At 37.3% G+C, this 25,057-nt stretch carries 26 protein-coding genes; 19 read left to right on the plus strand and 7 right to left on the minus strand.

Annotation, left to right across the window (positions count from 1 at the left end):
* Nucleotides 1-14: 14 nt before the first annotated feature.
* From J580_RS06625 to pyrF, 15 genes are all read left to right on the plus strand, one after another.
* Complete coding sequence (locus J580_RS06625; protein ID WP_014206595.1) at nucleotides 15-623, plus strand: TetR/AcrR family transcriptional regulator; 609 nt, start codon at nucleotides 15-17, stop codon at nucleotides 621-623.
* A gap of 6 nt (nucleotides 624-629) precedes the next feature.
* On the plus strand, nucleotides 630-1,184 hold the full coding sequence (locus J580_RS06630; RefSeq protein ID WP_014206596.1) for a type II secretion system protein: 555 nt from the start codon (nucleotides 630-632) through the stop codon (nucleotides 1,182-1,184).
* Nucleotides 1,174-1,554, plus strand: a complete 381-nt coding sequence (gene gspI / locus J580_RS06635; protein WP_002121425.1) for a type II secretion system minor pseudopilin GspI — start codon at nucleotides 1,174-1,176, stop codon at nucleotides 1,552-1,554. The genes J580_RS06630 and gspI overlap by 11 nt, the downstream gene beginning before the upstream one ends.
* Nucleotides 1,554-2,369, plus strand: a complete 816-nt coding sequence (gspJ, locus tag J580_RS06640) for a type II secretion system minor pseudopilin GspJ (protein ID WP_002121460.1) — start codon at nucleotides 1,554-1,556, stop codon at nucleotides 2,367-2,369. Before gspI ends, gspJ begins: the two co-directional genes overlap by 1 nt.
* On the plus strand, nucleotides 2,370-3,329 hold the full coding sequence (gene gspK / locus J580_RS06645; RefSeq protein ID WP_032003524.1) for a type II secretion system minor pseudopilin GspK: 960 nt from the start codon (nucleotides 2,370-2,372) through the stop codon (nucleotides 3,327-3,329). It abuts the gene before it with no gap.
* A 227-nt stretch (nucleotides 3,330-3,556) separates the two neighbouring features.
* Nucleotides 3,557-4,153: a 6-pyruvoyl trahydropterin synthase family protein gene (locus J580_RS06650; RefSeq protein ID WP_002121363.1), complete on the plus strand. Its 597-nt coding sequence runs from the start codon at nucleotides 3,557-3,559 to the stop codon at nucleotides 4,151-4,153.
* Between the two features lie 53 nt (nucleotides 4,154-4,206).
* Nucleotides 4,207-4,920, plus strand: a complete 714-nt coding sequence (ung, locus tag J580_RS06655; RefSeq protein WP_005069527.1) for a uracil-DNA glycosylase — start codon at nucleotides 4,207-4,209, stop codon at nucleotides 4,918-4,920.
* Nucleotides 4,917-6,041, plus strand: coding sequence for an enoyl-CoA hydratase/isomerase family protein (locus J580_RS06660; RefSeq protein WP_014206599.1), 1,125 nt, complete (start codon nucleotides 4,917-4,919; stop codon nucleotides 6,039-6,041). The genes ung and J580_RS06660 overlap by 4 nt, the downstream gene beginning before the upstream one ends.
* Nucleotides 6,042-6,046: 5 nt before the next feature.
* The gene (tadA, locus tag J580_RS06665; RefSeq protein WP_002121378.1) at nucleotides 6,047-6,550 is read left to right on the plus strand and encodes a tRNA adenosine(34) deaminase TadA; all 504 of its coding nucleotides are present in this window, start codon (nucleotides 6,047-6,049) and stop codon (nucleotides 6,548-6,550) included.
* A gap of 70 nt (nucleotides 6,551-6,620) precedes the next feature.
* Nucleotides 6,621-7,061 (plus strand): SRPBCC family protein, encoded by a 441-nt coding sequence (locus tag J580_RS06670; protein WP_014206600.1) that lies wholly within the window; start codon nucleotides 6,621-6,623, stop codon nucleotides 7,059-7,061.
* A 10-nt stretch (nucleotides 7,062-7,071) separates the two neighbouring features.
* Nucleotides 7,072-7,752: a (d)CMP kinase gene (cmk, locus tag J580_RS06675; RefSeq protein ID WP_032003525.1), complete on the plus strand. Its 681-nt coding sequence runs from the start codon at nucleotides 7,072-7,074 to the stop codon at nucleotides 7,750-7,752.
* 111 nt (nucleotides 7,753-7,863) lie between these two features.
* Nucleotides 7,864-9,537 (plus strand): 30S ribosomal protein S1, encoded by a 1,674-nt coding sequence (rpsA, locus tag J580_RS06680; protein ID WP_002121348.1) that lies wholly within the window; start codon nucleotides 7,864-7,866, stop codon nucleotides 9,535-9,537.
* Between the two features lie 156 nt (nucleotides 9,538-9,693).
* Entirely contained in the window at nucleotides 9,694-9,996 is a 303-nt protein-coding gene (locus J580_RS06685) for an integration host factor subunit beta (protein WP_002121337.1), read from the plus strand.
* A gap of 25 nt (nucleotides 9,997-10,021) precedes the next feature.
* Nucleotides 10,022-10,387 (plus strand): lipopolysaccharide assembly protein LapA domain-containing protein, encoded by a 366-nt coding sequence (locus J580_RS06690; RefSeq protein WP_002121360.1) that lies wholly within the window; start codon nucleotides 10,022-10,024, stop codon nucleotides 10,385-10,387.
* A gap of 177 nt (nucleotides 10,388-10,564) precedes the next feature.
* Nucleotides 10,565-11,263, plus strand: a complete 699-nt coding sequence (gene pyrF / locus J580_RS06695; RefSeq protein ID WP_032003526.1) for an orotidine-5'-phosphate decarboxylase — start codon at nucleotides 10,565-10,567, stop codon at nucleotides 11,261-11,263.
* Here the strand turns inward: pyrF and J580_RS06700 are convergent.
* Nucleotides 11,260-12,171 carry a lysine exporter LysO family protein gene (locus J580_RS06700; protein WP_032003528.1) on the minus strand — a complete coding sequence of 304 codons (912 nt, stop codon included), beginning with the start codon at nucleotides 12,169-12,171 and terminating at the stop codon, nucleotides 11,260-11,262. The two genes, pyrF and J580_RS06700, sit on opposite strands and share 4 nt — an antisense overlap.
* Nucleotides 12,172-12,217: 46 nt before the next feature.
* Entirely contained in the window at nucleotides 12,218-13,765 is a 1,548-nt protein-coding gene (locus J580_RS06705) for a flavin-containing monooxygenase (RefSeq protein ID WP_081403549.1), read from the minus strand.
* Nucleotides 13,766-13,886: 121 nt separating this feature from the next.
* Here J580_RS06705 and J580_RS06710 point away from each other — a divergent pair, with 121 nt between their 5' ends.
* The 4 genes from J580_RS06710 (at nucleotide 13,887) to J580_RS0103925 (ending at nucleotide 19,227) form a co-directional block, all read left to right on the plus strand.
* Nucleotides 13,887-14,909: an AraC family transcriptional regulator gene (locus J580_RS06710; RefSeq protein ID WP_032003530.1), complete on the plus strand. Its 1,023-nt coding sequence runs from the start codon at nucleotides 13,887-13,889 to the stop codon at nucleotides 14,907-14,909.
* Nucleotides 14,910-14,986: 77 nt separating this feature from the next.
* Nucleotides 14,987-16,129: a cell division protein ZapE gene (gene zapE / locus J580_RS06715; RefSeq protein ID WP_002117902.1), complete on the plus strand. Its 1,143-nt coding sequence runs from the start codon at nucleotides 14,987-14,989 to the stop codon at nucleotides 16,127-16,129.
* A gap of 368 nt (nucleotides 16,130-16,497) precedes the next feature.
* A complete protein-coding gene (locus J580_RS06720; RefSeq protein WP_032003532.1) occupies nucleotides 16,498-18,663 on the plus strand; it encodes a malate synthase G in 2,166 nt (721 codons plus the stop codon).
* Between the two features lie 99 nt (nucleotides 18,664-18,762).
* On the plus strand, nucleotides 18,763-19,227 hold the full coding sequence (locus J580_RS0103925) for a GNAT family N-acetyltransferase (protein ID WP_017386839.1): 465 nt from the start codon (nucleotides 18,763-18,765) through the stop codon (nucleotides 19,225-19,227).
* 52 nt (nucleotides 19,228-19,279) lie between these two features.
* On the opposite strand, the gene J580_RS06725 is transcribed toward J580_RS0103925, so the two are convergent.
* From J580_RS06725 to J580_RS06745, 5 genes are all read right to left on the minus strand, one after another.
* Nucleotides 19,280-19,693, minus strand: coding sequence for an ExbD/TolR family protein (locus J580_RS06725; protein ID WP_032003534.1), 414 nt, complete (start codon nucleotides 19,691-19,693; stop codon nucleotides 19,280-19,282).
* A 19-nt stretch (nucleotides 19,694-19,712) separates the two neighbouring features.
* Complete coding sequence (locus tag J580_RS06730) at nucleotides 19,713-20,135, minus strand: ExbD/TolR family protein (protein WP_002118000.1); 423 nt, start codon at nucleotides 20,133-20,135, stop codon at nucleotides 19,713-19,715.
* 15 nt (nucleotides 20,136-20,150) lie between these two features.
* The gene (locus tag J580_RS06735; protein WP_075382891.1) at nucleotides 20,151-21,032 is read right to left on the minus strand and encodes a MotA/TolQ/ExbB proton channel family protein; all 882 of its coding nucleotides are present in this window, start codon (nucleotides 21,030-21,032) and stop codon (nucleotides 20,151-20,153) included.
* A 40-nt stretch (nucleotides 21,033-21,072) separates the two neighbouring features.
* The gene (locus J580_RS06740; protein WP_005069504.1) at nucleotides 21,073-21,786 is read right to left on the minus strand and encodes an energy transducer TonB; all 714 of its coding nucleotides are present in this window, start codon (nucleotides 21,784-21,786) and stop codon (nucleotides 21,073-21,075) included.
* A gap of 109 nt (nucleotides 21,787-21,895) precedes the next feature.
* On the minus strand, nucleotides 21,896-24,610 hold the full coding sequence (locus J580_RS06745; protein ID WP_032003536.1) for a TonB-dependent receptor: 2,715 nt from the start codon (nucleotides 24,608-24,610) through the stop codon (nucleotides 21,896-21,898).
* Nucleotides 24,611-25,057 lie beyond the last annotated feature (447 nt).

Raw genomic sequence — 25,057 nt, forward strand, 5'->3', positions numbered from 1 at the left:
GTAATTGCGTGAAGATGGATCGTCAGGCTCAGTTCCGAGCAAGAGAAGTATTAATATTTCAGGTTGCGGAACAATTATTGCTAGAAAATGGCGAAGCCGGAATGACACTCGATGTCTTGGCTGCTGAGCTTGATTTAGCAAAAGGAACTTTGTATAAACACTTTCAAAGTAAAGATGAGTTGTACATGCTGTTGATTATTCGTAATGAGCGTATGTTACTTGAAATGGTTCAAGATACTGAGAAAGCCTTTCCGGAACATTTAGCCTTTTTCATGTTGCATCATTTACATCATCCTGAGCGAACAGTTTTATTCCATCAAATTGAGGAAAAACTCTCAATCACTGCTCAAGGCGTACATCATCTTTTTCACGAACTTTATCAGGTGCGTAAACAGAGATTGCGAATTATCATTCGCATGACAGACCACTACCTAGAATCTATTCAAAGCAATATGCCTACACGAGATTATCTTGCTTCTATTTGGTCATTAACTCATGGTGCGGCAGCTATTCTCAATTCAAGTTTTTATCAACGATATTTAGGTTCAAGAGACACTTTAAGAGTGGCTTATATTGATCAGGCTTTAGCCTTACCTAAACAAGCTGTTGAGCAATATGCTTAGGTCGATATGAAATCTCAATCACCACTTAAATCCCAAAAAGGTTTTACTCTCATAGAAGTGATGGTGGTGATTGTTATTATGACGATTATGACCTCTCTAGTTGTACTCAACATAGGTGGGGTTGACCAAAAGAAAGCGATGCAAGCAAGAGAGTTATTTTTGCTTGATATGCATAAGATTAGTAAAGAGTCGCTTGATCAGTCTCGTGTTTTAGCTTTATCTACTATCAGTGAAACAGATGTTTCACCATTTTCTTATGAATTGTATGAGTATCACGATCAGAGTAAATTACAGGTCCAAGATTTAAAAAATCGCTGGCAGAAATATTCTGAGTTTAATACACGTCAGTTGCCTAAACATGTATCGTTTACAATACAACCTTTAGATGAGCAAAACTATTCAAAAGCTACGAATACCGATTTAATTGGAGGGCAGGCTCCCCAGTTAATCTGGTTCGGTAACGGTGAAGCTAAAACTGTGAAAATACAGTTTTACTTTGAACAAAAACCAATTGGTTCAGAAATACAAATTGATCATTTGGGTAAAATAAATGAAATCTAAAGGCTTTACTCTATTAGAAGTAATGGTTGCTTTAGCAATTTTTGCAGTAGCGGCTGTCGCATTAACTAAAGTAGCCATGCAATATACTCAATCTACCTCAAATGCAATTCTTAGAACCAAAGCTCAGTTTGTAGCAATGAATGAAATTGCTTTAATGGAGATAAATCAGGAATGGCTTGAAGGTACTCAAAGTAAGCAAGTTACTTCTCAAGGCGAAACATGGCAGATTGACAAATCTGCACAATCTACAATTAGCCCGAATGTTCAGAAAGTAGATTTACAAATTAGCTTATATGATTCAGATAAGGGCAAAGTTCAAAATGGTATTACTCACTTGGTATTTTTTAATTATCCAATGAAAGCAAAATAATGATAAAGAATAAAAGTTTTCGCTCTCCAAGCTCAGCTTCACGTCTTGCGGTACGATCGGAGCAGATGATGAGGGGTTACTCCGAGCAAAGCTCTTCGTCTTGCACTCAGACAAAGCATTGCTTTAAAGACTCTCACACTCGAAACATAGTTTCTCATCTTGCGACACGATCGAGCAGTGCTCGATTAACTCGTGCCTCAGGATTTACTTTAGTTGAGCTTTTAGTTTCAATTGCAATTTTTGCTATTTTATCTTTGTTGGGTTGGAAGGTTTTTGACTATTTATTAAAAGTTCGCGATCGTAATACTCAACATGAAGTGCAGCTATTTGAATTACAAGATGCTTATCAACAAGTTTTGCGTGATACATTGCAAATTATACCTTTATCAGCCAATCAAGGCGGGCAATTACGTCCAGCTTTAGAGATTGATAATCAAGTTCTCCGCTTTAGTAAGGCGGGTGTTACTGATCCATTAAAGCAAGGATTATCACCTTTTGAGCGTATCGAATATCGATATGATCCTGATCAAAAAAAGCTTTATCGCCTTAAATATAGTAACTTAAATACTTCAAATAGAGAGCAACCCTTATCAAGTACGCTGTTGAGCCAAGTTGAACAATTTCAAATTATGGTTTTGACACCTCAAGAAGTAACAAAGTGGCCTGAAGTTAATATTGACCCTACAAAACCTGATGAATTTAGGAAGTTGCCAAAAGGAATAAAAATGCAACTCACGGTTGCAGGTGTAAATTATGAGTGGATTTATAGCTTAAACCAAGGTGACTTATCGCTCTCCAAACAGGGAGGTCAATAAATGTTACTCTATAAAAAAAATCAGCAAGGTGTAGCGTTACTCACAATTTTGATAATGGTTGCTTTGGCTACAATTTTAGCTGCCTCTATCGCAAAGCATCAAACTAATACGATGGAAAATACGGGTTATTTGATGCGTCAAAATCAGTCATTACTCTATGCAAAAAGTGCAGAAGCTTTTTTTTCTGAATTATTAATTCAAGATGCAAATAATGCTGGTGGTATCGATCATTTAAAGGAAAGTTGGGCTCAGCCAATGCCACCTTTTCCAATAGAAGATGGAGTTGTATCGGGGCGCTTACTAGATGAGTCAGGAAAATTTAATCTAAACAATTTAACGACCAATGAAGGCAAGGTAAACGAAGCTGCTAAAAATTGGTTTGAGCGATTGCTTGTGCGTGTAGGATTGCCAGCAGAGTTAAGTCAAGCAGTTATTGATTGGCAAGATCCAGATGACGAACCATCTGGACCTATGGGGGCAGAAAGTAATTATTATGAAGGCCTTGATCCTGGTTATTTGGCTTCAAATGCTAAATTTCATCGTATAGAAGAGTTGAAATTGGTAAGAGGTTTTGAAGGCAAGAAATATGATTTAATTGCACCATATATTTCTGCATTACCTGAAAATACAAAAGTGAATGTTAATACCGCATCACCATTAGTATTAGCGAGTATTGATCAAAAATTAGATTTAGGGACTATAGAAAAAGAACTTCAATTACGTCAACAGAATTTAAAGTTCTTTCAAAATATTGATGAATTATGGCAATTGAATGCTTTTTCAGCAGTTGATGCGCAAAAGAAAACTGAAGTTAGTAGTCTTTTAGATGTGAAGTCGAACTTTTTTCAAGCACAAATTGAGGTTGTGTTGAATAATAGGAAAAGACAGTTTACAAGTGCCTTAATGCGCAGTGATAAGCAGGTTTATATATATTCTAGAAATATGGTGCCTTTTAACTAATTGAAAATTTATGATTTATTTACTTTGGATGTTTTTGAAGTTTGTAATTATAAATTTTTCTCAACTTAAACTTTAAAGTAAATATAAACTTTCTATATGTGTATCTCCAATGTTTCTTCATCAGTCTTATCATACTTTTTGCTAATTGTTTCTAATTGAAAAGTGGTGCGAAATTTTCGTCTTTTGCTTTATAATAATGTTCTTAGAAGGAATGATCGATTTGGCACATGTTAATTCGTAAGTTATTTAAGTTTGAAAATGCACATGTTGTACGTAACTGTACATCGGATCGTTGTAAGCGATCAATTCATGGACATAGCTATAAAGTTGAGTTATTGCTTAAAGCTTCGAAATTAGATCATGGGCAAATGGTTTATGATTTTGGACTCCTAAAAGGAGTAATAAAAGACCTATTCGACAGCTTTGATCACGCAATCTGTTTTTGGGAAAAAGATGATTCTCAATATATTGATGCATGCCAGACTTTTAGTGCTCGTTGGATTTCTTTACCTGTTTCACCGTCGGCTGAACAGTTTTCACGTATTTTCTTTTATCTAGCTCAGCAAGTTTTACAATCAACAGTCACTCAAAATGGGGAAGGTGATGTTGAAGTATATTCTGTTATTGTTCATGAGACTGATACTGGATATGCTCAGAGCTTTATTGAAGATATTCAAAACGAACAAATGGGTATTTTAAGTCTTGATGGAATTGTTTTTTCAGAACAAATTCAGATAGAGTGGGCAAATCCACAAATGTATGAAGACTTGAAAAAAGGGATTAAATTTAATAATCCTCAAGTTGATTTGCAAGTCGAAGTATAAATCGAATTACTTATTTTATTTGTAGAATTGAAAATTGATCTAGGATGACATTAATGCAATTAACTGAGCAACAGCAAGATAAACTCAGTAAAGTTCAATTAGAAGAAAGTTGGAAAAGATCTTTAGCACCTTTTCTATTAAGTCCTCAGATGGATAGTTTGCGCGATTTCTTATTTCAACAGAAACAAGCTCAGAAAATAATATATCCGCCTAGTAAACAGATCTTTAATGCTTTAAATACCACACCACTGGCTGATGTGAAAGTTGTGATTTTAGGGCAAGACCCATATCACGGGCCAAACCAAGCGAATGGATTAAGTTTCTCTGTTCAAAAAGGTATTGCATTACCACCATCTTTGCGCAATATTTTTCATGAATTACATACAGATTTGGGTATTCCAGCTCCTCGCCATGGTGACTTAACAAAATGGGCTACGCAAGGCGTACTTTTACTCAATAGTGTGCTTACGGTTGAAGCTGGACAGCCAACCTCACATCAAAAGCAAGGTTGGGAAGCATTTACTGATGAAGTTATTGATGTTCTAAATGAACAGAGACAACATATAGTATTTATTTTGTGGGGTGCTTATGCACAGCGCAAAGGACAACGTATAAATAGAGATAAACACTTGGTTTTAACAGCCGCACATCCATCACCTCTTGCTGCAAATAGAGGGGGATTTTTTGGATGCAAAGTGTTTTCAAAAACAAATCAATATTTGAAACAACATGGCATTGAGCCCATAGACTGGCAATTGGACGCATGATGAACTCTCCCAATGTAAATAACTATCACCCGGACTTGGTGGTTGAAGAAGCAAAAAACGGCTGGCGTATAGTACGTTTGAATCGTCCTAAATCGTTACATGCTTTAGACGAATCAATCGTAACGGCATTATTGCGTGTATTTGAAGATTTCCGTGACGATGAACAGGTTAAAGCAATTTGGTTAGACTCAACTACACCAAAAGCTTTTTGTGCAGGTGGTGATGTTAGAAAATTACGCCAACTTGTTATAAATCAAGAAGTCGATACCGCAAATAAGTTCTTCCAGCAGGAATATGCTTTAGATTTACTTTTACATAATTATGCTAAACCGGTTGTGGTTTGGGGAGAAGGTTATGTAATGGGCGGTGGTTTAGGCTTGTTTATGGCTGCACCATTCCGTCTAGTGACGCCATATTCACGTTTAGCAATGCCTGAAATTAATATTGGTTTATATCCTGATGTTGGTGCGAGCCGTTTCTTGGCAGATCGTGGTCCAATAGGTTTGTTTACGGGTTTAACTGGTTCAATTATGACTGCTGCTGGGGCGTATAGCATCGGTTGGGCAACACATATTTGTGAAGCTCAGCGTGATAATGTTTTGCAAAAAGTTTTAAATATTAACTGGGCTCATTATCCTGCAGGGGATTTCCGAGCAATTGATGATACTTTAAATAGTTTGCACCGTCCTGTTGCGGCAGGGCCATTGCAAAACTCACTTGATGTAATTCATAGCGTTTGCCGTGGTTTTAATTTTGAACAAGACTATCAAGCTATTGTTAGCTTGCGTGATGCGAGCAGTGATTGGTTACGTCAAGCGAGTGAGAATTTGCAAAAAGGATCTCCTAGTACCGCGGCAATTACTTGGTTACTGTGGCAATGGGGCAAACAAATTCACTCATGGGATGAGGTCTTTGATCTAGAGGCTCAGATTTCTGAGTGGAAAATCCGTCATCCTGACTTTGTGGAAGGTGTTCGCGCACGCTTAGTTGATAAAGATTTATCACCTGAATGGAAACCATGTGACGATCTAAGCTTGAGAGGTATATTGGCTGATTGTCCACCAGTAACTTCAATTGATAGCTGGAATGCCTTACTTAGACAACACGGTGTGATCACCTAAAATAAATGACTGAATATAGTGATGAATACTGGATGCAGCTTGCTTACGAGCAAGCTGAATTAGCCGCCCAGCAGGGTGAGATACCTGTTGGAGCGGTTCTGGTGAGCCAAAATCGAGTAATTGGATCTGGTTATAATGCTCCAATTACTTTATTAGATCCAACTGCACATGCAGAAATTCAAGCTATCCGTGCAGCATGTTCCTCTTTAGAAAATTATCGATTACCTGAAGATACGACTTTATATGTCACTCTTGAGCCATGTACTATGTGTGTAGGTGCGCTCGTACATGCAAGAATTAAACATGTGGTTTTTGGTACGCCAGAACCTAAAGCAGGCTCTTTGGTGAGTGCGCGTCAGTTATTACAGCAAGGTTATTATAATCATAGGTTTACATTTCAGAATGGCTGTCTACAAGAAAAATGTGCACAACAGCTTAGCCATTTTTTTAAACAAAGACGTGAGCAAAAGAAACAAGAGAAACAACAAAAAACGTCCTTAAATGATTAAAAATTAACATACTCTTATGGCAAACTAACGCGGTTTTAATGTCATGATTCTATTTAATAAGGACGATCCAATGCGTAATGTAATTACCGTAGAAAAAGAATTTAATGCTCCTCTTACTGATGTATTTAATTTGCTCTCTAAGCATTCAACTTACAATACTGCTTTTGCACCTTTACAGGTTGTGCGTGTTAAAGACTCCGCAGATTCTAAAAGACCTGATGGTTTAGGCTCAATTCGACGTATGGGATTTGGTCCAATTAAGCCACTTAAAGAAGAAATTACATTGTTGGAAGAAAATAAAAGTATTGAGTATAAATTAATAGACAATCCTTTGATTAAACACCATTTAGGTAGAATCGAGTTTTCTGAGATTACTCCATACATTACCTTAGTTACATACCGCATCGAGTTAACGGCAAAAGCGCCAGTGGTTAGTAAATTAATCCTTGCACAGTTAAAACTAGCCATTACACTAGGCTTTTCGAGATTAGCTAAAGCATTTGCTTCTTAGTGAGAGTTCAATGACAGTTCAAATTATTACTATTGATGGTCCGAGTGGTTCGGGTAAAGGAACATTGGCCGCAAAACTTGCAGCACATTATCAATATCATTTACTTGATTCGGGTGCCTTATATCGTTTGTTAGGGTTGTCATTACATAAACACGATTTATTAGAGAAATTAGACAGTCAGCTTGATGAATGTATTCAATATGCACGTCAACTGGACATTAAATTTGAAACGTCTACCTCAGGGATTTTGGTCTTCTTGGATGGAGAAGATGTATCTCAAACAATCCGTACAGAGCGAGTTGGTGAGTACGCATCAAAAGTTGCAGTGGTTCCAGAGCTTAGACAAGCACTATTTGAAAGACAAAGAGCTTTTGCGCAAAGTCCTGGTTTAGTTGCAGATGGCCGTGATATGGCAACATCTATCTTTCCAGAAGCCCATGCCAAAATTTATCTGACAGCTTCGGCTGAGTCACGTGCTGAGCGAAGAGTAAAACAGTTGCAGGGTATGGGGCTAGATGCTAAAATAAACGACATTTTAGCTAATATACAGGCACGAGACAAAAGAGATACGGAGCGAGAAGTTGCTCCGCTCAAGCCAGCCGAAGATGCTTATATCATTGATAGTTCGGAATTAACGATCGATCAGGTATTTAAGTTGATGGTTGATTATGTCGATAGCCGTACCATTTAGCAAATAGAATTGTCAGTTGACGCATAGCTTGATCAGTCTATAAAGACTATGTTGATACTTAACTAAACCGGCCTTGTCTGATCCAAGACCGCTGAATTTATCAGGTATATCATGACCGAATCTTTTGCAGCCCTCTTTGAAGAAAGTGAATTAAACCTCAACGTTGAAAAGGGTGCAGTCATCCAAGGTGTTGTTGTAAACATCGATAGCGACTGGGTAACTGTTGACACTGGCCTAAAGTCTGAAGGCATTGTTGACCGTGCTGAATTTTTAAATGAACAACGTGAACTTGAAGTTCAGGTTGGTGATACTGTTGACGTAGTTGTTGAAGCTCTTGACAACGGTATGGGCCAAACAGTTTTATCACGTGAAAAAGCTAAGCGTGCTGAAACTTGGACTAAACTTGAAAAAATCTTTGAAGATGGCGAAATCGTTACTGGTGTTATCTCTGGTAAAGTTAAAGGCGGTTTCACTGTTGACATCGGTCCTGTTCGTGCATTCTTACCAGGTTCATTAGTTGACACTCGTCCTATCCGTGACACTACTCACCTTGAAGGTAAAGAGTTAGAGTTCAAAGTAATTAAACTTGATGCTAAACGTAATAACGTTGTTGTATCTCGTCGTGCTGTTATGGAAGCTGAATCTTCTGCTGACCGTGAAGCATTACTTGCTCAACTTGAAGAAGGTCAAACAGTTACAGGTACAATCAAAAACCTTACTGATTACGGTGCATTCGTTGATCTTGGCGGTATTGATGGTCTTCTACATATCACAGATATGGCTTGGAAGCGGATCAAGCACCCTTCAGAAGTTGTTGAAGTTGGTCAAGAAGTTACTGTTAAAGTACTTAAATTTGACCGTGAACGTAACCGCGTATCTTTAGGCCTTAAACAATTAGGCGAAGATCCATGGTTAGCGATCATGAGCCGTTACCCTAAAGGTTCTATCGTTAAAGCTCGCGTAACTAACTTAACTGACTACGGTTGTTTCGCTGAAATCGCTGAAGGCGTTGAAGGTTTAGTTCACGTTTCTGAAATGGACCACACTAACAAAAACATCCACCCATCTAAAGTTGTTCAGATTGGTGATGAAGTTGATGTTATGGTTCTTGAAGTTGATGAAGAACGTCGTCGTATTAGCCTTGGTATCAAACAAACTCGTGCTAACCCATGGGAAGAGTTTGCTAAAGCTCATGAGAAAGGCGAAAAAGTATCTGGTACTATCAAGTCTATCACTGACTTTGGTATCTTCATTGGCTTGAACGGCGGTATCGACGGTTTAGTACACTTGTCTGATATTTCTTGGAACGAGCAAGGTGAAGAAGCTATTCGTCGTTACAAGAAAGGTGACACTGTTGAAGCTGTTATCTTGTCTGTAGACGCTGAAGGTAACCGTATCAGCCTTGGTATCAAGCAATTGAACAGCGATCCGTTCAATGACTTCTTAGCTGCTAACGAACGTGGTGCTTTAGTTAAAGGTACTGTAACTGCAGTTGATGCTCGTGGCGCAACTGTTAAGTTAGCTGACGAAGTTGAAGCAACTCTTAAAGCTTCTGAAATCAACCGTGACCGCGTAGAAGATGCGACTAAATTCTTAGAAGTTGGTCAAGAAGTTGAAGCGAAGATCATCAACGTTGATCGTAAATCTCGCTCTATCAACTTGTCTATCAAAGCGAAAGACGAAGCTGAAGAGAAAGAAGCAGTTGCTAGCTTGCGTACAGCAACTACAAGTCAAGACAATGGTCCTAAGACTATTGGTGACTTGATCAAAGCACAAATGAAGTAATAAGTTAACAAAGTACAGTTTCATGTAACGGAATTGTACTTTTTATACAAATTACTGTAAACGGTAGCCTAGTATTCAACATACTGCGCTACCGTTTTGTATTTAAACAGGTTATTATCGAACGACATAGAGTAGCAATAAATAACGAGGTCGTAGATGACTACTGAAGCTCTTAATAAGTCTGATTTGATTGAACGCATTGCGCTAAAAAACCCACACTTAGCTGAACCTTTGGTGGAAGAGGCGGTTAAAATTATGATTGATCAAATGATAGAAGCCCTATCAACTGATAATCGAATTGAAATCCGTGGTTTTGGTAGCTTTGCTTTACACCACCGTGATCCAAGAGTTGGTCGCAATCCTAAAACAGGAAAATCAGTTGAAGTTGCAGCTAAAGCTGTTCCACATTTTAAACCCGGAAAAGCCCTTCGTGATGCTGTAAACGAATCTGGGAAATAAATAAAATTTATAAGTCGGGGTGCCTATGCGTTATATTTTAATTGCATTGCTTATTGTTGTATTTGGCTATTCTTTAGCACTTGTTTTGCAGAATCCAACAGAACTTTCTGTTGATTTGTTATTTACCCAAGTTCCAGCTATGCGTTTAGGCTTATTATTGCTACTCACATTGGTACTAGGAACTGTGGTTGGTCTTTTATTAGGTGTGCAAGTTTTCAGAGTATTCCAAAAAGGTTGGGAAATTAAACGCCTGCGTAAAGATATTGACCATTTAAGAAAAGAACAAATCCAAAGTGCTCAATTAGCAGCAGCTGAAGCAGCTGCAAATGTAAGACATGAAAAAACCGTTGTAGATATTTATCCGCAAGATAAAAATTCTACTCCGCTATAATCCCCGTACTACTCTTTATTGATGAGTAAAGAGTAGTATCTCTCTAAATTTTATCTCTTCTTTTATTCTTCTAAATATAAACGCTTTTGTTCTTATCGCTTTAATTTTGGAAAGCAGTTCTCTACATTCCTTTATTCCTTCATGAGTTGTCTATTATAATAACGCTGATTTTATATGATGGAAGAAAGTCTCTTGAGTATCATTGTTGCGTTAGATGCAAAAAGCCAATATGACGCTTTAAAAATTGTTGAACAGCTTGACCCTGCTTTATGCCGCGTAAAAGTAGGTAAAGAGCTTTTTACTCATGAAGGCCCATCTGTTGTAAAAAAACTGCAAGAACAAAATTTTGAAGTTTTTCTTGATCTTAAATTTCATGATATTCCAAATACTACAGCTCAAGCAGTATGTGCAGCGGCTGATTTAGGTGTATGGATGGTAAATGTTCACGCTTCAGGTGGCCGTAAAATGATGGAAACTTGTGTGGAACGTTTAAAAGCAGGTAACTATCAAACCCAACTTATTGCTGTGACAGTACTCACATCAATGGGTCGTGAAGATTTAAAAGATATTGGTTTAGATGTTGAACCTGTAGAGCATGTAAAGCGCTTGGCTAATTTAACGAAAGAAAGTGGCTTGGATGGGGGGGTTTGTTCAGCTCAAGAAGCTAAGATTCTTCGTGAATTAATTGGGCAAGACTTCTCTTTAGTAACACCTGGTATTCGTCCAGAAGGTTCTAATGCAGACGACCAAAAACGTATTGTAACTCCAAAGCAAGCTATGCTTGATGGCTCTACGCATCTGGTAATTGGTCGACCGATTACTAAAGCAGAAAAGCCAACAGAAATGTTGAAATCTATTCTTGCTTCGATTGCCTAAAAATTTAGGAATAAGCTAATTAATAACGGGGCGAGTAGGCTTAATAATAAGCCGCTCATCATGGCATGTGGTACATAATGTGTACCACATGACTGTTTTACCATTGCTAAGGTAACATCCATGGAGGTTGCACCCGCACTTGAGATAGCAGGGCGTGGAAAACGCCAACCCATGGTATACATTAGAAAAATAGCAACAATTTCTCTAAATAAGTCGGTTAATAAGGCGATTCCACCCAACTCTGCCGAATGTAATTGCGTAAATAAAATCCCCGACATTGAATACCAGCCATAGCCTTGTGCTAAAGCTAAAGTTTCATTAAGTGTAAAATGCTTGTTGAGCAAATAGTAATTCAAAAGGCCTGCTATACATGACCCTATAAAAGCGGCTAAGGGTACAATTAAAATTTTCCAGCTTAACCATGTGCGGTTAAAGTGGGTGAAGGCAAGTTCGATACCAATTAAAAAAATAAAAAGTAATAACAAATACCAGCTATTAAATGCGATATGTGAGGTGAATTGAGTAATGATAGCGCCGAATAAAACACCGACACCTAGTGCAAGAAAAGCCTTCGCAATATTCTTTAAAGCATTTACAAAAAGTTGTAGGGAAATTTTGCCTTTAACACTTTGTTTATCAAAAATTGTATAAGCAAATAAACACGTAAAGAACGAACCAAAAGAAGTGGTAAGAGCAATGATAATAGCGGGTGGGAGTATGGCAGAAGGATTCTCGATTTGATCAAGTGCCAAGGTTAATTCAAAAGCTACACTAGCTAAAAGAATATAAGAAAAATAGGGCAGTATTTTAAATATAAATTGTTGGATATTTAGAGATAGTTTGGGTGCTAGGAAATAACCGAAAGCCAGTGCTAAAAAAATTTGAATGATGAGATAAAAAGATTGCATATAATAGGTAGATTGTTATCAACCTACCTATTATGTCTTGAACCTTTTAAGCTGCATAGCTCTGTGAGCTTTTATTTAAAAGTAAGTAGTCTTTGGGCTTAACTTTACGTGTTTCTAACCAATACTTCCATGTGTAAGTTGGCCATAGTGAAAAGTTCTTTCCATCGGCAGATTGATACCAACTACTACAGCCGCCAGCTTGCCATACGGTTCCTTGCAGCTGCTTTTGGACACGTTCGTTAAAGGGGTCTTGAATTTCAGGCTTGATCTCAATTGCTTTTTGACCAGATTTTTCTACAAGTTGAATAAGCTGTAAAATATAATTCACTTGAGATTCAATCATAAAAATAATCGAATTATGACCTAGAACTGTATTAGGACCTACCAATTGGAATAGGTTGGGAAAGTTTTTAGTCATAATGCCGTAATAGCTTTCAGCACCATCTTTCCATGCTTGTTTTAACTCGATTTGATTACGTCCGATACATGTGAAATGTTTTAAATAAATACGTGGGTCAGTAATAAAACCTGTACCGTAAATTAAACAATCAATAGGTCGTTCTTGACCATCTTTAGTAACAATACTGTTTTCTTTAATCTCTTGAATGCTATCGGTTACTAGCTCAACATTTTTTCGGTTAAAGGTAGGAAAGTATTTATTTGAGATAAGAATACGTTTACATCCCATAACGAAGTCAGGTGTGAGTTTTTTTGCTAACTCTTTGTCTTTAACTTGTAAACGGATGAATGCTTCTGCCAATTTTTGGCCATACTTCATGATTTGAGGTTGAACAATGGGTACAACGCGAGATTCATTACTCCAGTAAAGACGACTACGATGAATCTGGCGATAAATATTAGAAGATTTGAATAATGCTTTACTTAAGCTTGAATATTTGCGCTCATCTCGTGGTATTACCCATGCAGCTGTTCTTTGAAATACATAGAGCTGTTTAACATCTTTGGCTATTTCAGGAATATATTGAATTGCGCTACCACCTGTACCAATAGATGCAACTGACTTTCCGTTTAAATCATAGTCATGTTCCCATTTTGAGGAATGAAATACTTTTCCTTTAAATTTTTCAATCCCTTTGATAGGAGGAATTTGTGGGATGTGTAAGGGACCAGATGCAAAAACTACAAATTGAGCTTCTATAGAAGGTTGCTCATTAAAATCTAGAGTCCAGACATGAAGTGTTTCATCATATTGGACATGAGTTACGTCATGGTTAAACTTACAGTAATCTTTAATTTTATATTTCTGTGTAATGTCTTGAATATAATTAAAGATCTCTGGTCCCTCTGCATAGCGTTTTGTCCAATCTGTTTTTGGTGCAAAAGACAATGAATACATATGAGATTGAACATCACATGCTGCACCTGGATAACGATTTTCTCGCCAAGTTCCACCGACATCATTTGATTTTTCTAAAATAACAAAGTCTTGCTGTTGATTTTGTAGTAAACGGATTGCCATTGCTAGGCCACCAAAGCCAGCACCAATAATAGCAATTTTAGTTTTTTGAATAGCATCTTGCTTTGCGTTTAGCATTGGAAACCCTGCATAAGCTGAAAAGAGGATTGCACGCAAGACTAACGTTTTTTAATCAGTTTAAACATGATTGTATCGACGTGAAAATTGATAGATTCGGCAATTAATTTTCTTGCTTCTTTATAGTAAAACATTTCAGTCTAGGGAAATTGATAGAAGAATGAAACGGTCGATACTTGGTTTAATCTATTTAATTCAAGGAATGCGCAATGCTGGCATTGATGTCGACTCACGTTTGGCCGATATAGGTAGTAAAGTCGATGCTTTAGACCCGACTTCCACAATTCATGATCGTCTTGAATGGGACATTCAACAAATAATTAGTAAAAATGTAGAGCCTGAAAAGGGTTTATTTATTGGACAGCATTACGCTTTAGCGGGTTACGGCCCATTGCTTATGCTACTTGTCACAAGTAATGATATTCAAACTGCTTTAAATAAGGGTATAAAATATCAAAAGCTTACGCATTTATTTGGTAGCTTAGCTTTATACGAAACTGATGAGCGGACGATTTTAAATTATTTGCCTGTTGATTTAAAAACGGAAATTGGCCAGTTACGGGCACAATGTGAAATCTCTGGAACTTATAAATTTATTCAAGATATTTATACGATGATGGGATTACAAATGCCTACGATGCGTATAGAACTTCCATTTGAAAAACCTACTGATATAGATACTTTGTCATGTTATTTTGCCTATTATGGCGAAGATGTGCATTTTAATGGTAAATATGCTGCATTTAGCCTAAGTAAGGATGTACTTGAAATCAAGATTCCTTCTGCCGATATCATCACACATCGTATTTATGAATCAAAATGTATTGAAGAAATAACAAGATTAAATCAACAAGATCATCAAACTCCACATATCATACAATGTGTGCAAGATTATCTTGAACTGCAACAAGGAATTATCCCGAGCATGGCGGAAACAGCTTTTGCATTGAAAATGCCTGAAAGGACATTAAGGCATCAACTGCAACAGCTAAATACGAGTTATAAGCAAATTCGTGAACAAATTATCAAGAATAAGGCATTGAAGCTTATGGAATATAGGGAATACTCAATAGAAGTTGTTGCCGAATTACTCGGCTATTCTGAACCGGCGGCATTTAATCATGCATTTAAACGATGGTTTGGACAGAGTCCTCGACAATATGCAAAAGAGTCATCGTCGTAACTCTTGATGCTAAAAGCTAATGTGGTTGAACAAAATGTTCGCTATACTCTCATCAGTTAAAATTGAAATAAAACGATATGTTAAATTTAAAATCTTCTCATAGTACTGCATTCACACCTTCTTCCCCAGCAGAACGCTATGCTGAGGCTTTAGCTTCAGGTCAATTTATGGCAGATGAAGCGCAAGCACAGGCAGTGCAAGAATTAGATCGCGTATGGAAAGAACTTTTAAACCGTTATAAAGCCTCAAAAAAAGCTTTCCGTCGTTTTCGTCGCCAAACTTCACCTAAAGGTGTATATATGTGGGGCGGAGTAGGCCGTGGAAAAACTTGGCTGATGGATCAATTTTATGAATCTGTGCCATTTCGCCGTAAAACGCGTATGCATTTTCATCATTTCATGCAACATGTTCATAAAGAACTAAATAAGCTTTCAGGCCAACGTAATCCACTTGAAATCGTAGCTGACCAAATCTATAAAGATGCTGTCGTTATCTGTTTTGATGAGTTCTTTGTATCAAACGTAACAGATGCAATGATCTTAAGCGATTTATTCCAAAAATTATTTGTTCGTGGTGTGACATTAATTGCAACATCAAACATTGCACCAGATGGCTTATATAAAAACGGTATTCACCGTGATCGTTTCTTGCCAACCATTGAAATGGTTAAAAAGAATTGTGCTGTTTTAAATGTAGATGCAGGTGTGGACTATCGTTTGCGTGTACTAAAACAAGCTCAATTATTTAAATCGCCATTAACGAATGAAGCTCAAAGCTGGATGGCTGAACGTTTTAGTGCATTAACTCATACACAAGCTCATTCTCAAGAGCCGATTGTGATTAATAATCGTGTTGTCGAGACTTTGGGACATACAGAAGATGTGTTGTGGTGTGAGTTTTCTGAACTCTGCTTTAAACCACGTAGCCCAGCAGATTTTATTGAAATTGCAAATATTTATAATACGGTTCTAGTCAGTAATGTTCCTCATTTGACAGATTTCTTATCTGAAGGTACTCGTCGCTTTATTTATCTAGTCGATGAGTTTTACGATCGAGGTGTGAAATTACTTTTAACGTCTCAAGATAGTATTATTGATATTTATCAAGGTGAAAAATTAGCATTTGAAATTGAACGTACGCGCTCACGTTTGCTAGAAATGCAATCTGATGAATATTTACATTCTGAACATCGTCATATTGATGCTACTAAAACCTCTTAAATAAAATAGATATAAAAAGCGCTCTAAATTGGGCGCTTTTTTTACAACAAAAATTGATAAATTTAGTTAAATAGTGCTTTTTCACGCTGTAAAGTTTGATATAACTAAATACGCTTTAGAAAAACAAGATAGTGAAACTTTTTGTCTGTTAACAAAAAGTCTAGTTTCAGTATCTTTAAATATTGAATAAATTGATGGGAATCCTAGTTAGAATTTTAATATTTCCTATATAGAAAATTTTATCTTTGTCAATAGTTTTGCAGGGGAAAATGCTTACTATTTAGGAATGTGATATTAGTATTCAGCTTAATTTAAATCGGTATACTAGGATTCTCTTGGTATAAAAAGTAGCAACTTCAGGAAAGACAATGACTGCACGTATTCAAAAAGGCAAGTTAGCGATTGCTAAAGAACTTTACGATTTTATCGAAAATGAAGCTTTACCAGGTTCTGGTTTAGATAGTGAAACTTACTGGAAGAACTTTGAGCAAGTTGTTGTCGATCTTAGCCCAAAAAATAAAGCATTATTGGCTAAGCGTGATGAATTACAAGCAAAAATTGATGAATGGCACCGTAACAACAAATTTGAATTAGGTGCTTATAAAGCGTTCTTAACTGAAATTGGTTATTTATTACCAGAAGTTGAAGATTTTCAAATTACTACTGAAAATGTAGATGAAGAAATTGCGTTGTTGGCAGGACCACAGTTAGTTGTACCTGTACGTAATGCACGTTATTGCTTAAATGCAGCAAATGCCCGTTGGGGTTCTTTATATGATGCACTTTACGGCTTTGATGTAATTTCTGAAGAAGGCGGAGCTGGAAAGGGTAAAGGATATAACCCTGTTCGTGGTGCAAAAGTTATTGAGTTCGCTAAGAATTTCTTAAATGAAGTTTTCCCGCTTGCTCAAGGTTCACATGCAGATGTAACAAAATATGCAATTGAGCAAAACAAACTCGTTGTAACTTTGAAAGATGGTTCAAAAACAGGTTTAGCTCATGAAGCTCAATTTGTTGGCTTCAATGGTGAGGAAGCAAATCCTTCAGAAGTTGTACTTTTAAGTAATGGTCTTCATGTCATTATCGAAATTGATGCAAATAGCCCAATTGGACAAACTGATCCAGCGGGTGTTAAAGATTTAACATTTGAAGCGGCAGTAACCACAATTCAAGATTTGGAAGACTCTGTTGCGGCTGTAGATGCAGAAGAAAAAGTTGAAGGTTACCGTAACTGGTTAGGTTTAATGAAGGGTACACTTCAAGAATCTATTGAAAAGAATGGTAAAACGATTGTTCGTGATCTAAATAAAGATCGCGAAATTAAAAACTTAATTGGTGGTACAACAAAACTTCATGGTCGTTCACTTATGTTACTTCGTAACGTAGGTCATTTAATGACTAACCCAGCTATTTTGGTAGACGGCGAAGAAATTTTTGAAGGTATTATGGATGCATTGGTAACTCCATTGTTATCAATTGCTGATATCCGTAGTACAAACGAAAATAAAAACTCTCGTAAAGGTTCTATGTATATTGTTAAGCCAAAAATGCATGGCCCTGAAGAAGTTGCGTTTGCTGTAGAGTTATTTGAACGTGCTGAACAGGCGATTGGACTACCACCTAAATCGTTAAAAATCGGTATTATGGATGAAGAGCGCCGTACGTCTGTAAACTTGAAAAACTGTATTGCTGCTGCAAAAGACCGTACGATCTTTATTAATACTGGCTTTATGGACCGTACTGGTGACGAAATCCATACTTCTATGGAAGCTGCGCCAGTAGTTCGTAAAGAAGCTGTTAAAACACAAAAATGGATTGCTGCTTACGAAAACCGTAACGTTGCAATTGGCTTGAAATGTGGTTTACAAGGTAAAGCACAGATTGGTAAAGGCATGTGGCCAAAACCAGATAGCATGAAAGATATGTTAGCGACTAAAGCTGCACATCCAAATGCTGGTGCTTCATGTGCTTGGGTTCCATCTCCAACTGGCGCTGTACTTCACGCGATGCATTACCATCAAGTGAATGTAAAAGCACGTCAAGATCAGTTAAAAGCTGAAGAAATGTTGTCATTAGATGACTTGTTAACCCCTCCATTTGCACCTGATACAAACTGGTCAGCAGAAGAGATTAACAATGAACTTGAAAACAACTGCCAAGGTATCTTAGGTTATGTTGTTCGTTGGGTTGACTTAGGTGTAGGTTGTTCGAAAGTTCCTGATATTAACAACGTGGGCTTAATGGAAGACCGTGCAACATTACGTATTTCTTCTCAACATGTTGCGAACTGGTTACGTCACGGTATTGTGACTCGTGAACAAGTTGAAGAAGTGCTTAAACGCATGGCAAAAATTGTTGATGAGCAAAATGCGAATGACCCATTGTATAAACCAATGGCAGCTAATTTTGAAACAAATATTGCTTTCCAAGCAGCTTCTGATCTTATCTTCAAAGGTTGTGAACAGCCTTCTGGTTACACTGAGCCGTTACTTCATGCTGCTCGTTTGAAGTTAAAAGGTTATACAGGTGATTAATTTCATCCTGTTTTGAGAAAAGCCTCTTCGGAGGCTTTTTTTATTTTCGGTATATTTTGTGCTTATAGGAAGGGAATTTATAGCTAAAAGGTTTTGAGATTGATTAACTTAAAAAATCTTAATCGTGAGAATTGGATTCTATGTGCAAAGTTGTCGTTGGATGAATATCAAAAGGACTATGTTGCACCAAATGTATATTCTATTGCTGAGTCTAAAGTGGAAGAACATTACTGTCCACGAGTGATTTGTTCAAATGATAGAGTCATTGGATTCTTAATGTACTGTGTCGAAGTTGACCCACCTGATGAGACATTATTTTGGTTGTTTCGTTTTATGATTGGCAAAGATCATCAAGCCAAAGGTTATGGTACCAAAGCATTGCAAATGGCAATTGATGAAATGGCTGCAAAAGGAGCTAAACGAATTAGAACGATGTATAAATCTTCTAATAACATTGCTGGAAAACTTTATAAGAAAATGGGTTTTATAGAAACTGGAGAATATGATGAGCGTGGAGATATTATTTTAGAGTTGAATATTTCGCTTCAAAAAAACGCTAACTGAAGATTCAAGTTAGCGCAGGAGTTAATAGAGTTAAATATATTGAAAAGCAATATTAGTTACTGCTCACAATTCCAATTTTAGTGACACCTAAACGCTGTGCTGTAGCCATGACCATCGCTACATTCTTATATTCAGCCATCTGGTCTGGTTTGAGTTTGATCTGGTCTTGATCTTTTTTAGCAACAACACCTTGAAATAAAGTCTCTAGCGCCTTTCGGTCAGAAACTTCTTGGTTATTCCAAAATACTTTGCCTGCTGCATCAATTCTTACATCAATCACTTCAGGTGGCTTTTCATTTGTTGGTGGCGGTGTGCCATTTGGCAAATTAATATTAATCGCGTTGTTTGGTGCAGGTATGGTAATAATAAACATAATAATGAGTACCAACATGACATCAATAAGAGGTGTCATGTTGACTTCTAACATCACATCGTCATCATTATTTGAACCGACATTCAGACCCATAAAATTCTCCTTAAGTTAATTACGGGGAGGCTGGAGGGGTAGTAACAAAAGCAATTTTGCCAATACCAGCTTCTTTGGTCGTACTAATGACCTGATCTATCGCTTCAAAATGGGTAAGCTGATCACCCCGAATATGAACTTCTGGCTGAGGTCTTTTTTGTGCAACTGCTTGCAGTTTTGCCAGCAATATCTCTTTACTAGGCACATAACTTTCGTTCCAGAAAATATCGCCTTTCTTATTTACTGAGAGTTGAATATTTTCAGGCGTGGTTGCATAGGGAGTATTTTTTTCTTCTGGTAGTTTCACTGGAACCGTATGTGTGACTACCGGAATAGTAATAAGAAAAATAATAAGTAAAACCAACATGACATCAACCAAAGGTGTCGTGTTAATTGTGCCAATCATTTCATCATCATCTTCAGAACCAACACTCATACCCATAATGTTTGCTCCCGATTATTTAATACTGCGATTAACTGAATTATTGGTATTAATTTCTCCACTTAATAAAACCGCGTGTAAATCTGAACCAAATGAACGGACATTTTCCATAACTGCTTTATTACGGCGTGTAAGCCAGTTATAACCAAGTACAGCAGGTACTGCGACTGCAAGACCAATCGCTGTCATAATCAGAGCTTCACCAACGGGGCCTGCAACTTTATCGATAGATGCTTGACCTGAGATACCAATGGCTGTTAATGCGTGATAAATTCCCCATACAGTACCAAAAAGACCAACAAATGGTGCAGTAGAACCTACTGTTGCTAAAAAGGCTAAACCACCGCCTAAATGATTTTGTATTTTCTCAATTGCGCGTTGAATTGAAATGCTCACCCATGTATTAAAATCGATTCGTTCAAGTAAAGAACCGCCATGTGATTTAGTTGAATTAATGCCTTTTTCTGCAATAAAGCGATAAGCGCTACTTTGTTCTAAACCTTCTGCAGCATTATCAAGGGAAGTCGCTTCCCAAAAGTGTTTTTCAGCTTCTTTGCCTTGGCGTTTGACTTTACCTTGCTGCAATAGTTTAGAGATGATGATGTACCAGGTTCCAATCGACATGAGTACTAATATAAATAAAGTAGACTTAGCAACTAAATCACCTTCGCGCCAAAGGGCTTCTAGGCCATAAGGGTTTTTAACAGTTTCACTCGTTGCGGGTTTCGGTGGTGGAGTTGGAGTATTTGTACTTGATGTAGCTTCAGTAGTTGCTGTGGCCACAGGAGTATTGCTTGTTTCTTCTGCGAAAACTGAGCTTAATGGAAGTAACGAGCAAGCTGCGATTAGACTTGCAGAAGCGAAACGAACTAAAGGTTGAGTTGATTTTTTCATCATATATCTCCAATATTTTTTAATTTCTTGCTAATTCAATTGTTTATTCAATTACAAATGGATATTCAATTTCATACCAATCTTGCTGAGGTACACCATCTTTCATTGCTGGTTTGAACGTACATAAGCTGTAAGCTTTAGTTGCCGCTTTATCTAAAATTTTGCTGCCACTCGATTTTTTTACTTTGGCATCAATAACTTTGCCGGATGTATCAACCAGAACACGTATACGCACTGTCCCTTGTTCTTCATTCATAAGTGCTTCTCGTGGATATTCTGGTTTTTCACAACCAGCAGAACCCTCTGAAACACCACGACTTACACCAGCTGGTTTGGGGGCTGGCGCAGCAGCCACTGGAGCAGGTGCGGCAACAGGGCTTGGTGATGGGGTACTAGGTGCCGCAGGAGCTGGGGTAGCCGCTTTAGTCGGTTGAGCCACTGGTGTCGTTTTTTGTACCGGTGTTGCTACTTTCTCTACTTGTTTAGGCGGCTCAGGAACCTTGGCAACTTTTTCTACCATTTTTGGTGGCTCAGGCGGTTTTTCCTTTGGTTTCGGCTCTTCCGGCTTTGGTGGAGGAGGCGGCTTAATATCCTGAATAATTTGTAATTCCACAGGTTTTTCTGCTGGTTTTTGAATATTGTTTGCTAAACCTGACATCAGAATATAGGCAACAAGAAGATGCAGAAAAATAACTGCAGCAATACCAATTAGGCGTTTGGCAGATTTATTTTCTATGTCTGTAAAAGTCATGCCCATAGTTACTCCTGAAACTGTAGACAAACAATTTTTAAAATGACTGTTTGGCTAAGAATGAGTATTTGTTCTGCAAACACAATGTTTAAAGGCATGTTTGCAGAACAACCATTTAGAACTTATATGTACCTCGTACAAAGTAAGTACGTCCTAAAGGATCTGCATAACGTGGGTCATACCCCATTTGGAAGTTGTCACCAACATTTGAAGCAGGAGGGTCTTCATCAAAGATATTCTTAATACCTGCTGTAACTTCTAGATTTTTAAAGCCTTTGTATGTGCCTGAAATATTATAAATTGTATAGTCGCTTACTTTATGATCACGATAACCTTCCGCAACAGAAGAACTTGAATTTTGGTCATCGTAACCACGAGTGAATTGTTGTTGGAAATTTACACCCCAGTTTTGGTAATTCCAATATAAATTAGCAGTATGTTTCCAACGAATAATTGGAGCATCTCCAACATATGCTCCTAAACTACTAATCCATTCTCCATCTTTTTCATTTTGATATTTATATTTAATGACATAAGTTCCATCAATTCCAAAACCAAATCGACCTGTTGCTGTCATTGGGGTTATATAATTTAGACTTACATCGACACCAGAAGTTTTTAAATCACCCATATTGTCTTGTGTAGTAATGATATGGTTAAGCGTTCCATCTGGGTTGCGTACGAACTTGTCGGCATATTTTGTTGGATTGTTAAAAATATCACTCTCAGGTAATGCAGCAATTTGATTTTCAACTTCAATATTAAAATAATCTAAGGTTAGAACTAAATTCTTAATTGGTTCAAGAACTAGGCCAGCAGTAAATGATTTTGATTCTTCAGGGTCAAGATCTTTATTTCCTCCATTTTTGCGGTCAAATTGGGTTTCGCAATCACGGCTGGCAACACCACCAGGTGGAAGAGTATCTCCTGGATTTTTAGGAGGGCCATTCGGACAAAGTACAGGATCATTATAGTAAGCTGAAGTATTTGTTATAGAGTTAGGAGCATTTACTTCCCATAAAGTTGGTGCTCTAAATCCTGTGCTATAAGAGGTACGAAACATTAATTGTTTAATTGGTTCCCAGCGAAGTGCGAATTTAGGATTAAACGTATCTCCGAAATCACTGTAATCATCGTAACGGGCTGCAAGTTGAGCTTCTAATGTTTTATGTAATGGAATATGCAGTTCAGTAAAGACTGCTTTAATATCTCTTTTTCCTTTATTTGTAGGTTCATCAGGATCACCCCCTGTACTTGGTGCTTGACTAGCCACTTCAGACACCACGTTTGAGGTCCATTCATCATGGCGATAGCTAGCTCCTATTGCAAAACCAACGTCACCTGCTGGTAATGTAAATATAGGTCGACTAGCAGTGAAATCAACAGTAGTTGAATCAACATCTGCTTTTAAATAAGCACCAGTTACTCCTAATGTATCCCATAAGCCTGCATCTTCTGGTGCTTGTGGACCGAATGGGTTTAAAATACCATTATTTAAAGCTTCTTGAGTTCTGTTGTAGTTAAGATACCCACTGTTTAATCGATCTTCCGCTTCGCTATGAGCATAAGTAACACCAGTATTAATATCCCAACCGAATGCTTCACCCTCTAGACCACCGAATACACGATGTGACTCATTAATACTAGAACTAACACGATTACCAGCTTGAGAACGAATATAAAGTTCAAGTGGGCCACTGACTTTATTCATAGCAGGTGTAATTCCATTACCTGGATAATATTTACTATCAGGATTCAATGTTAAATCGAAGAAAACGTCTGGAGCGACAGAAGTAGTAATTTCATTACGTGCGTAAACATATTCTGCTACAGCATTTAAATTGTCATTTAGCTTAAAAGTAGCACGCCCCAATGCTGAGATATCTTCAGTTTTTGGAACAATTCCAATCACTGCTTGACTGTTATAACGGCAGAATCCACCTTGAGCGTACACGAGCGGATTACTTCCACAGCCTGTAGCTGCATATGGGTTTCCTTCGGTACCAGTTTTTGTGTCATAAAAGTTAGCAGGAAAACTACCACTGCTACCTTTTGTAATACCTAACTCTGGTAATAATCCTCCGCGTTTACTAACTTTACGATCTTTAGCCATAACATCGTTGCCATGTCGATAATCAACGACACCAAAGATATTGAAGCCATTTTCATCAAGATCACCATAACCACCAAATACACTTACATCTTGTGTATCCCCCCCATTTTGCTCTGGTTGTGTCAAACCTCCACTGATGTTTAAACCAGTAAATTGTTTTTTAGTAATGAAGTTGATTACACCACCAATTGCATCTGTACCATAAATTGCTGATGCGCCATCTCGTAAGACCTCAATACGGTCTAACATAGCTAGCGGAATAATATTTAAGTTGGTAACGCCACTATCATAAGCATTTGCAGCTAAACGACGACCATTAAGTAAGATTAAGGTTTTATTGGCACCAATTCCTCGGAGGTCAGCTGCTGAGCCTACCGTTCCACTAGCACCTACATTTTGAGCAGTAACAAAACTTGATTGGTTTGCACTGATCTTTGCTAATGCTTCCTCTGTTGTTGTTACCCCTTGTTTTAAGATTTCATCAACTTTTACGATGGTAATGGGTGAAGCACTTTGTGCCGCAACTCCTTTGATTGAAGAACCTGTAACGGCAACTTTTACGACTTTTGTTGGTTTTTCATCAGTACTTGATTTTTCAGTTTCTGCTGCCTGTGTCAGGGTAAGACACATCATACTTAAACTAAGGGTGCTTAATTTAAGAATTGTTTTGCTGATCTTGGGGGTTGCCTGAGATCGAACATTGTATTTTTTTTTCATCGTGGATTTGATCCCTTTTTGTTGTCGTTAGCGATATTGCTGGAAAGTTTTTAAGCAAAGCAAGTGCCAACTATATATTTTTCTTTTTTTAGTTTATGCAAAATATTGATATATATTGATTTTATTATGGTTCAGCATAAAGATTCATCTTTTATTAAACAAAAATAAATTTTCCGTTTGGAAAATTTTTGAACGCTGGCCAAAAGTTTCAAATTTTTTTGTATAAAAAATATACATTGCTGGACTCTTCACATGCTTAATAAATAAAAATGTATCGTTTTAGAACCTTTTTATATGTAATGTTATACTATTTGTAATGTCGAGTTTTGTTATGTTTTTTATTTTAAATCAATTGCTTATTTTATAATTATTTGTTAATTTGGCTTTTCTCAATATGAATCATAATGTGTCATTAATGTATTTTATTTGTGCATTTAAGGTATTAGA

The organism is Acinetobacter sp. 1542444 (assembly GCF_000581835.1).
Lineage (GTDB): Bacteria > Pseudomonadota > Gammaproteobacteria > Pseudomonadales > Moraxellaceae > Acinetobacter > Acinetobacter pittii.